6 protein-coding genes are annotated in these 11,147 nt (G+C 49.8%); all 6 read left to right on the top strand.

Annotated elements, in window-relative coordinates; all coding sequences use genetic code 11:
- Positions 1–1,171 (top strand): DUF1601 domain-containing protein (locus tag ACO6VE_RS22885; protein ID WP_422463658.1); only part of this gene is annotated, 1,171 nt, incomplete at its 5' end.
- Between the two features lie 105 nt (positions 1,172–1,276).
- Positions 1,277–4,294: a DUF1601 domain-containing protein gene (locus tag ACO6VE_RS22880; RefSeq protein WP_422463656.1), complete on the top strand. Its 3,018-nt coding sequence runs from the start codon at positions 1,277–1,279 to the stop codon at positions 4,292–4,294.
- A 59-nt stretch (positions 4,295–4,353) separates the two neighbouring features.
- Positions 4,354–6,936: a DUF1601 domain-containing protein gene (locus ACO6VE_RS22875; protein WP_422463654.1), complete on the top strand. Its 2,583-nt coding sequence runs from the start codon at positions 4,354–4,356 to the stop codon at positions 6,934–6,936.
- Between the two features lie 105 nt (positions 6,937–7,041).
- Positions 7,042–8,580, top strand: a complete 1,539-nt coding sequence (locus ACO6VE_RS22870) for a DUF1601 domain-containing protein (protein ID WP_422463652.1) — start codon at positions 7,042–7,044, stop codon at positions 8,578–8,580.
- Positions 8,493–8,963: an RAP domain-containing protein gene (locus ACO6VE_RS22865; RefSeq protein WP_422463650.1), complete on the top strand. Its 471-nt coding sequence runs from the start codon at positions 8,493–8,495 to the stop codon at positions 8,961–8,963. Before ACO6VE_RS22870 ends, ACO6VE_RS22865 begins: the two co-directional genes overlap by 88 nt.
- Before the next feature lie 105 nt (positions 8,964–9,068).
- Positions 9,069–11,147, top strand: a 2,079-nt coding sequence (locus tag ACO6VE_RS22860) for a DUF1601 domain-containing protein (protein ID WP_422463648.1), incomplete at its 3' end; no start/stop codon positions are given.

The raw sequence follows: 11,147 nt of genomic DNA, 5'->3' as shown, positions 1-11,147 counted from the left end.
TAACCTGCTGTGGGCCATGGCGAAACTGGTGGACAGCAGGCAGGAGTGGTCACCAGCGCTCAAAGGGGCTGTGGCCGCACTGTTGCCCCACATGTACGCACAAAAAGCTCACTTTAAGCCACAGGAAATCGCTAACCTGCTGTGGGCCATGGCGAAACTGGTGGACAGCAGGCAGGAGTGGTCACCAGCGCTCAAAGGGGCTGTGGCCGCACTGTTGCCCCACGTGTACGCACAAAAAGCTAACTTTAAGCCACAGGAAATCGCCAACCTGCTGTGGGCCATGGCGAAACTGGTGGACAACGGGCAGGTGCAGACGCCAGAGTTCAACGAGGCCGTGGCTGCGCTGTTGCCCCACGTGAACGCACAGAAAGCTAATTTTAAACCACAGGAAATTGCCAACCTGCTGTGGGCCACTGCGAAACTGGGTGAGCTCGTTGAGCTGAACATGGTTACATCCACGTTTGAATCGCTTGTCTACCGAATCAGTGAAAACCCTCAGCTCTCTCAGCAAGATATATTGATGTCTCTCTGGGGAGTCATGGTTTGGTGTGCCAGGTTGTCTCTGGTTCGCAATGCCAATAAAAATAACGTGCTTGAAAAGCACATGGATGACCTGTTTACTCGCCTGGAAAATACATCCCCAGAAAATGCAGAGGTTCAATCCATCATTGCCATGGCCGCAAGTTGGCTTGGGAGAGCGTGTCCGGTGGTCCCCCATTACGAGACAACCATTTCAAAAACCCAAGCCGACTTCCGTGATCAACTCCAATCATCTATTCCATCTTTGAAGATTGAAGAAGAAAAGAGTCTGAACTCATTACCTCCGGTTGACCTGCTACTGCCAGATCACAACATGGTGATTGAAGTTCAGGGCCCCTCTCATTACGTAGGTGGTGATTTCAACACCAGGAATAGTTCGACTCTGCTGAAAATCGCACTGCTGCAAAAAGCAGGATTTGAGGTCATTGAAATCCCCGCTAACCAGCTTTTGAGCAACGATTTAATCAAACCCTATATTGATCAAATAAAGATCAGGACAGGCATCCCGCCACAGGGTCATGGCTCTGTACCAGTTAAAAGAAGGCGGGCAGGTGCTGCATACGTGACTGGCGAAGAACATTTAGTAGAGCAAAGCAACCTGGCAAAGAGGAAGAAAACAAGTAGCCAGTAATCGCCTTCCTCCCATCATGACTCAAGTAAACTTTTCTGCAAAATGAACTTCTGAGCAGAACAGCAGTCTGCTTTTTATATGTTCATGAATTAATGAAATATAATTATGGATAGAAGTTCTACTGGTATCAGTGATCAATACACAAGATCTGATAACGGTTACAACCAGCCGAATGGCCATAGTCCTTCTTCAAGCCCCGGGCGGTACAGACATGCCACAGTCAGACAATGGGATAATCCCCCCCGCACTGCACCGGGTCGCAATGAATATTATCAGTCTTCTGGCACACGCTCTTATCAACATCTACAGTGCCGTTCAGTAAATTCTGCTCAGGATTTTAATGCCCTCATCAAACAGGAAATAATGGATGATCTGGTGAGTAAATCGAATCGTTTCGGTCATCGTTATGATGGGAGAAATCACGGGCAATATGCCAGTTCAATTAAAAAATACACGTCAGCGGCTAAAAGACCGTTAAATCGAACAGAACAAAGCCAGCTGGTGCGGTTGCTGCAAAATTTTACCGCAACCCGGAGCTGGAATTGGCGAAGCCTGACGACAACACTGCACTCATTTACTTCAGCGGGTGTTTTTACCCTTCATAAACCCATGGATGAGCGAGTTAAACTTACTCAGGCTAGCTTATTGTCAACGCTACTTGATGCAATAATATTTAACTGCAACCAAAAACTTCCAGCCAGGGATATTGCTACCCAGGCTATCGCCAACCTTCTGTGGGCCATGGCAAAACTGGTGAACAACGGGCAGGAAAGGACATCAGAGTTCAACGAGGCCGTGGTCGCTTTGTTACACCGCGTGAGCACACAACAAGCTGACTTTAAACCACAGGAAATCGCCAACCTGCTGTGGGCCATGGCGAAACTGATAGACAATGGGCATGAGCGAACACCAGAACTCAAAGAGGCCGTGGCGGCGCTATTACCCCACGTGAACGTCCACAAAGACCAATTTATTCCTCAGCATATCGCCAACCTGCTGTGGGCCATGGCAAAACTGGTAGACAACGGCTACAAGCAAACAGCAGAGCTCAAAGATGCTGTAGCCGCACTGTTGCCCCAAGTGAACGCACAGCAAGCTAACTTTAAACCACAGGAAATCGCCAACCTGCTGTGGGCCATGGCAAAACTGGTGAACAACGGGCAGGCGCGGTTACCAGAGCTCAAAGAAGCTGTGGACCCACTATTGGTTAACGTACAGAAAGCTAACTTTACACCACAGGAAATCGCCATACTGCTGTGGGCCATGGCGAAACTGGTGGACAACGGGCAGGAGCAGACACCAAGTCTCAAAGAGGCCGTGGCCGCGCTGTTGCCACACATGAACGCACAGAAAGACCAATTTATTCCTCAGCATATCACCAACCTGCTATGGGCAATGGCGAAACTGGTGGACAACGGGCTGGAATCGACACCAGAGTTCAACGAGACCGTGACCGCGTTGTTACCGCAAGTGAACGCAAAGAAAGCGAACTTTAAACCACAGGAAATCACCAACCTGCTGTGGGCCATGGCGAAACTGGTGGACGACGGGCAGGAGCGGACACCAGATTTCAACAAGGCCGTGGTCGCGCTGTTGCCCCACGTGAATGTACAGAAAGACCAGTTTATTCCTCAGCATATCACCAACCTGCTGTGGGCCATGGCGAAACTGGTGGACAAAGGGCTGGAGCGAACACCAGGGCTCAAAAAGACCGTGGCCGCGCTGTTGCCCCAAGTGAACGCACAGAAAGCTAACTATAAACCACAGGAAATCACCAACCTGCTGTGGGCCATGGCGAAGCTGGTGGACAGCGGGCTGGAGCAAACACCAGAGCTCAAAGATGCTGTGGCCGCACTGTTGCCCCAAGTGAATGCACAGAAAGACCAATTTATTCCCCAGCATATCGCCAACCTGCTGTGGGCCATGGCAAAACTGGAGGACAACGGGTACGAACAGTCACCAGAGTTCAACGAAGCGGTGGCTACGCTGTTAACCTGCGTGATCGTACAAAAAGCTAACTTTAACCCACAGGAAATCGCCAACCTGCTGTGGGCCATGGCGAAACTGGTGGACAACGGACACGAGCAGACACCAGAGTTCAACGAAGCGGTGGCTGTGCTGTTGACCTGCGTAATCGTACAAAAAGCTAACTTTAAACCACAGGAAATCGCCAACCTGCTGTGGGCCATGGCGAAACTGGTGGACAACGGGCAGGAGCCAACACCAGGGCTCAACGAGACTGTGGTCGCGCTGTTGCCCCTCGTGAACGCACAGAAAGACCAATTTAATGCCCAGGGTATTGCCAACCTGCTGTGGGCCACGGCCAAACTGGGTGAACTCATTGAGCTGAACCTGGCTACCTCTACGTTCGAATCGCTTGTCTGTAGAATCAGTGAGAACCCTCAGTTATCTCAGCATGATATATCGATGTCTCTCTGGGCCGTAATGGTATGCTGTGCCAGATTGGCTCTAGACTCCAATGCCCATAAAAATAACGTGCTTAAAAAGCACATGGATGACCTGTTCACTCGCCTGGAAAATACATCGCCAAACAATGAAGAGGAACAATCCATCATTACCATGGCTGCAAGTTGGCTTGGCAGAGCCTGTCTATTCGTTCGCCATTACCAGACAAACATTTCAAAAACCCAAGCCGACTTTCGCGATCAACTCCAATCATCTATTCCATCTTTAAAGATCGAAGAAGAAAAGAGTCTGAACTCATTACCTCCGGTTGACCTGCTTCTGCCAGATCACAACATAGTGATTGAAGTTCAGGGCCCCTCTCATTACGTAGGTGGTGATTTCAACACCAGGAATGGTGCGACTCTGCTGAAAATCGCACTGCTGCAAAAAGCAGGATTTGAGGTCATTGAAATCCCGACTAACCAGCTTTTGAACAACGATTTAATGAAACCCTATATTGATCAAATAAAGATCAGGACAGGCATCCCGCCACAGGGTCATGACTCTGTATCACTTAAAAGAGGGTGGACAGATGCTGCATACGTGACTGGTGAAGAACATTTAGCAGAGCGAAGCAACCCGGCAAAGAGGAAGAAACAGGCAGCCAGTAATCGCCTTCCTCCCATCATGACTCAAGTAAACTTTTCTGCAAAATGAACTTCTGGGCAGAACAGCAGTCTGCTTTTTATATTTTCATTAATTAATGAAATATAATTATGGATAGAAGTTCTGCTGGTATCAGTGGTCAATACGCAAGATCAGGTAACGGTTACAACCAACCGAATGGCCATGCCCCTTCTTCAGGGCGTGGGCAATATAGACATGCCACAGTCAGACAGCGGGATAGTCACCCCCGCTCTACCCCGGGATGTAATGAATTTCACCATTCTTCCGGCACACGCCCTTCTCAATATCTAATTCACCGTTCAGTCAACTCTGCTCAAGATTTTAATGTCCTCATCAAACCCGAAATAATGGATGATCTGGTGAGTAAATCGCATCGTTTCGGTCAACGCTATGATGGGAGAGATCACGGCCTGTATGCCAGTTCAGTTAAAAAATACACGTTAGCGGTTAAAAGACCGTTAAATCGAGGGGAACAAAGCCAGCTGATGCGTTTGCTGCAAAATTTCACAGCAAGCCGGAGCTGGAATTGGCGAAGCCTGACGACAACACTGCATTCATTGACTTCAGCGGGTGTTTTTACCCCTCATAAACCCATGGATGAGCGTGTTCAGCTCACACAGGCTGCCTTATTATCGACGCTATTGGATGCGATAATATTCAAGTGCAACCAAAAACCTGAAGGCAGTGAGATTGGCACTCAGGAAATCGCTAACTTGCTGTGGGCCATGGCGAAACTGGTGGACAACGGGCAGGAGCGGACCGCAGGGCTCAAAGAGGCTGTGGCCGTGTTGTTGCCCCACGTAAACGTACAGAAAGATCAATTTGTTCCTCAGGCTATAGCCAACCTGCTGTGGGCCATAGCGAAACTGGTGGACAAAGGGCTGGAGCAAACATCAGAAATCAATGAGGCCGTGGCCGCGCTGTTGCCCCACGTGAACACACAGAAACCTGACTTTAAACCACAGGGGATCGCCAATCTGCTGTGGGCCATGGCGAAACTGGTGGACAACGGACAGGAGCAGACACCAGGGCTCAAAGAGGCAGTGATCGCGATGTTGCCCCAGGTGAATGCACAGAAAGACCAATTTATTCCTCAGCATATCGCCAACCTGCTGTGGGCCATGGCGAAACTGGTGGACAATGGGCAGGAGCGGACACCAGATTTCAACAAGGCCGTGGTCGCGCTGTTGCCCTGCGTGAACGCACAGAAAGACCAGTTTATTCCTCAACATATCGCCAACCTGCTGTGGGCCATAGCGAAACTGGTGGACAAAGGGCTGGAGCGGACACCAGGCCTCAACGGGGTCATGGCCGTGCTGTTGCCCCAAGTGAACGCACAGAAAGCTGACTTTAAACCACAGGAAATCACCAACCTGCTATGGGCCATGGCGAAGCTGGCGGACAGCGGGCTGGAGAAAACACCAGAACTCAAAGATGCTATGGCCGCGCTGTTGCCCCATGTGAATACACAGAAAGACCAATTTATTCCCCAGCATATCGCCAACCTCCTGTGGGCTATGGCGAAACTGGTAGACAACAGGTACAAGCAGACACCGGAGTTCAACGAAACCGTGGTTGTGCTGTTGACCTGCGTGATCGTACAAAAAGCTAACTTTAAACCACAGGAAATCGCCAACCTGCTTTGGGCCATGGCGAAACTGGTGGACAATGGGCAGGAACAGTTATCAGGGCTCAACGAAGCTGTGGTCGCGCTGTTGCCCTGCGTGATCGTACAAAAAGCGAACTTTAACCCACAGGAAATCGTCAACCTGTTGTGGGCCATGGCGAAACTGGCGGATAACGGGCAGGAGCAGACACCAGGGCTCAACGCGGCTGTGGTCGCGCTGTTGCCCCTCGTAAACGCACAGAAAGACCAATTCAATGCCCAGGGTATTGCCAACCTGCTGTGGGCCACGGCCAAACTGGGTGAACTGATTGAGCTGAACCTGGCTACCTCTACGTTCGAATCGCTTGTCTATCGAATCAATAAGAACCTGCAGTTTTCTCAGGAAGAAATATCGATGTCTCTCTGGGGAGTAGTGGTATGCTGTGCCAGGTTGGCTCTAGACTCCAATACCAATAAAAATAATGTGTTTGAAAAGCACATGGATGAACTGTTTACTCGCCTGGAAAATACCTCGCCAGGTAAAGAAGATGATCAATTCATCATGTTCATGGCCGCAAGTTGGCTTGGCAGAGTCTGTCCGGTCGTTCGCAATTACGAGACAGCCATCTCAAAAACCCAGGCCGACTTCCACGATCAACTCCAATCGTCTATTCCATCTTTGAAGATTGAAGAAGAAAAGAGTCTGAACTCATTGCCTCCGGTTGACCTGCTTTTGCCGGATCACAATATTGTGATTGAAATTCAGGGACCATATCATTACGTGGGTGGTGATTTCAAAACCAGGAAGGGTTCGACTCTGCTTAAAATCGCACTGCTGCAAAAAGCAGGATTTGAGGTCATTGAAATGCCGGCTAACCGGCTTTTGAACAAAGATTTAATGAAACCATATATTGATCAAATAAAGCTCAGGATAGGCATCCAGCAACAGGGGCATGACTCTGTTTCACTTAAAAGAGGGTGGACAGATGCTGCATACGTCACTGCCGAAGGACATTCACAAGAGCAAACCAGCCCGGCAAAGAGGAAGAAAACAAACAGTCAGTAATTGCCTTCCTCCCATCATGACTCAAGTAAACTTTTCCGCACAATGAACTTCTGAGCAGAACAGCAGTCTGCTTTTCATATTTTCATGAATGAATGAAATATAATTATGGATAGAAGTTCTGCTGGTATCAGTGGTCAATACACAAGATCAAATAACAGTTACAACCAACCGAATGGCCCTGCCCCTTCTTCAAGGCGTGGGCGATACAGACATGCCACAATCAGACCATGGGATAATCACCACCGCACTGCACCGGGTCGCAATGAATGTTACCATTCTTCTGGCACACGCTCTTCTCAACATCTACAGTGCCGTTCAGTAAACCCTGTTCAAGATTTTAATGCCCTCATCAAACAGGAAATAATGGATGATCTGGTGAGTAAATCGGATCATTTCGGTCATCGCTATGATGGGAGAAATCACGGGCAATATGCCAGTTTAATTAAAAAATACACGTCAGCGTCTAAAAGACCGTTAAATCGAACAGAACAAAGCCAGCTGATGCGTTTGCTGCAAAAATTTACCGTAACACGGAGCTGGAATTGGCGAAGCCTGACGACAACACTTCACTCATTTACTTCAGCGGGTGTTTTTACCCCTCATAAACCCATGAATGAGCGTGTTCAGCTCACTCAAGCTGCCTTATTATCAACGCTACTTGATGTAATAATATTCAAGTGCAACCAAACACCTGAAGCCAGTGATATTGGAGCTCAGGAAATCGCCAATCTGCTGTGGGCCATGGCGAAACTGGTGGACAACGGGCAGGAACTAACACCGGGGCTCAACGAGGCCGTAGCCGTGTTGTTGCCCCACGTGAACGCACAGAAAGACCAATTTGTTCCTCAGGGTATCGCCAACCTGCTGTGGGCCATGGCGAAACTGGTGGACAACGGGCTGGAACCGACACCAGAGTTCAAAGAGGCCGTGGCCGCGCTGTTGCACCTCGTGAACGCACAGAAAGACCAATTTAATGCCCAGGATATCGCCAACCTGCTGTGGGCCATGGCAAAACTGGTGGACAACGGGTACGAACAGACACCAGAGTGCAACGAAGCGGTGGCTGCGCTGTTGACCTGCGTGATTTTACAAAAAGCTAACTTTAACCCACAGGCAATCACCAACCTGCTGTGGGCCATGGCGAAACTGTTGGACAACGGGCAGGAGCCGACGCCAGAGTTCAAAAGGGCCTTGACCGCGCTGTTGCCCCTCGTGAACGCACAGAAAGACCAATTTATTCCTCAGCATATCGCCAACCTGCTGTGGGCCACGGCCAAACTGGGTGAACTCGTTGAGCTGAACGTGGCTACCTCTACGTTCGAATCGCTTGTCTATCGAATCAGTGAGAACCTTCAGTTTTCTCAGGAAGGGATATCGATGTCTCTCTGGGGAGTAATGGTATGCTGTGCCAGGTTGGCTCTAGACTCCAATGCCATTAAAAATAACGTGTTTGAAAAGCACATGGATGACCTGTTTACTCGCATGGAAAATACATCGCCAGGTAATAAAGAGGATCAATCCATCATGATCATGGCCGCGAGTTGGCTTGGCAGAGCGTGTCCGGTCGCCCCCCTTACCAGACAATCGTTTCAAAACGTCAATCCGACTTCCGCAATCAACTCCAATCATCTATTCCATCTCTGAAGATCGAAGAAGAAAAGAGTCTGAACTCATTACCTCCGGTTGACCTGCTTCTGCCAGATCACAACATGGTGATTGAAGTTCAGGGCCCCTCTCATTACATGGGTGGTGATTTCAACACCAGGAATGGTTCGACTCTGCTGAAAATCGCACTGCTGCAAAAAGCAGGATTTGAGGTCATTGAAATCCCGGCTAACCGGCTTTTTAACAACGATTTAATGAAACCCTATATTGATCAAATAAAGATCAGGATAGGCATCCCGCCACAGGGGCATGACTCTGTTTCACTTAAAAGAGGGTGGACAGATGCTGCATACGTTACTGCCGAAGAACATTTACAAGAGCAAACCAACCCGGCAAAGAGGAAGAAAACAAACAGCCAGTAATCGCCTTCTTGCCATAATGACTCAAGTAAACTTTTCTGTAAAATGAACTTCTGAGCAGAACAGCAGTCTGTTTTTTATATTTTCATGAATTAATGAAATATAATTATGGATAGAAGTTCTGCTGGTATCATTGGTCAATACACAAGATCAGATAACGGTTACAACCAACCGAATGGTCGTGCCCCTTCTTCAAGGCGTGGGCGATACAGACATGCCACAGGCAGACAATGGAATAATCCCCCTCGCACTGCACCGGGTCGCAACGAATTTTACCATTCTTCTGGCACACGCTCTTCTCAACATCTACAGTGCCGTTCAGTCAACTCTGCTCAAGATTTTAATGCCCTCATCAAACCAGAAATAATGGATGATCTGGTAAGTCAATCGGATCGTTTCGGTCATCGCTATAATGGGAGAAATCACGGGCAATATGCCAGTTCAATTAAAAAATACACGTCCGCTGTTCAAAGACCGTTAAATCGAGCTGAACAAAGCCAGCTGATGCGTTTGCTGCAAAATTTCACAGCAACACGGAGCTGGAATTGGCGAAGCCTGACGACAACACTTCACTCATTTACTTCAGCGGGTGTTTTTACCCCTCATAAACCCAGGGATGAGCATGTTAAGCTCACTCAAGCTGCCTTATTGTCAACGCTACTTGATGCAATAATATTCAAGTGCAACCAGAAAACTCAAGCCAGGGATATTGATGCCCAGGGAATCACCAACCTGTTGTGGGCCATGGCGAAACTGGTGGACAACGGGCAGGAACGGACAACAGAGCTCAAAGAGGCCATGGCCGTGTTGTTGCCCCATGTGAATGCACAGAAAAAACAATTTATTCCTCAGGGAATCGCCAACCTGCTGTGGGCCATGGCGAAACTGGTGGACAACGGGCAGGAGCGGACGCCAGAGCTCAACGAGGCCGTGGCTTCGCTGTTGTCCCATGTGAACGCACAGAAAGACCAATTTGATACCCAGAATATTGCCAACCTGCTGTGGGCCATGGCGAAACTATCGGACAACGGGCAGAAGCGGACGCCAGAGCTCAACGAGGCCGTAGCCGTGCTGCTGCCCCACGTGAACTTACAAAAAGCGAACTTTAAACCACAGGGAATCGCCAACCTGCTGTGGGCCATAGCGAAACTGGTGGACAACGGCCAGGAACAGACACCAGGGCTCAACGAGGCCGTGGCCGCCCTGTTGCACCACGTGAACGCACAGAAAGGCCAATTTATTCCTCAGGCTATCGCCAACCTGCTGTGGGCCATGGCGAAACTGGTGGACAACGGGCAGGAGCAGACACCAGAACTCAAAGAGGCTGTGGCTGCGCTGTTGCCCCACGTAAACACACAAAAAGCTTGCTTTAGACCACCGGAAATCGCCAACCTGTTGTGGGCCATGGCGAAACTGGTGGACATCGGACAGGAGCGGACACCAGATCTTAACGAGGCCGTGGCCGTGCTGTTGCCCCTCGTGAACGCACAGAAAGCTCACTTAAAACTTCAGGATATCACCAACCTGCTGTGGGCCATGGCGAAACTGGTGGACAACGGGCAGGAGCAGACACCAGAGCTCAACGAGGCCGTGGCTGCCCTGTTGCCCCATGTGAACGCACAGAAAGACCAATTTATTCCTCAGCACATCGCCAACCTGCTATGGGCCATGGCGAAACTGGTGGACAACGGGCTGGGGCCGACACCAGAGCTCAAAAGGGCCTTGGCCGCGCTGTTGTCCCACGTGAACGCACAGAAAGCTAACTTTAAACCACAGGGTATCGCCAACCTGCTGTGGGCCATGGTGAAACTGGTGGACAACGGGCTGGAGCGGACACCAGATTTCAACGAGGCCGTTGTCGCGCTGTTGCCCCACTTGAACGCACAGAAAAACCAGTTTATTCCTCAGCATATCGCCAACCTGCTGTGGGCCATGGCGAAACTGGTGGACAACGGACAGGAGCGGACACCAGATTTCAACGAGGCCGTGGTCGCGCTGTTGCACCACGTGAACGCACAGAAAGACCAGTTTATTCCTCAGCATATCGCCAACCTGCTGTGGGCCATGGCGAAACTGGTAGACAACAGGTACGAGCAGACACCAGGTCTTAACGAGGCCGTGGCCGTGCTGTTGCCCCAAGTGAACGCACAGAAAGACCAGTTTATTCCTCAGCATATCGCCAACCTG

The sequence above is a fragment of the Endozoicomonas sp. ALB115 genome, from assembly GCF_049310245.1.
Classification (GTDB): domain Bacteria; phylum Pseudomonadota; class Gammaproteobacteria; order Pseudomonadales; family Endozoicomonadaceae; genus Endozoicomonas.
Note: the sequence above shows the minus strand (reverse complement) of the source record. Positions and strands in the feature narration are given on the sequence as shown.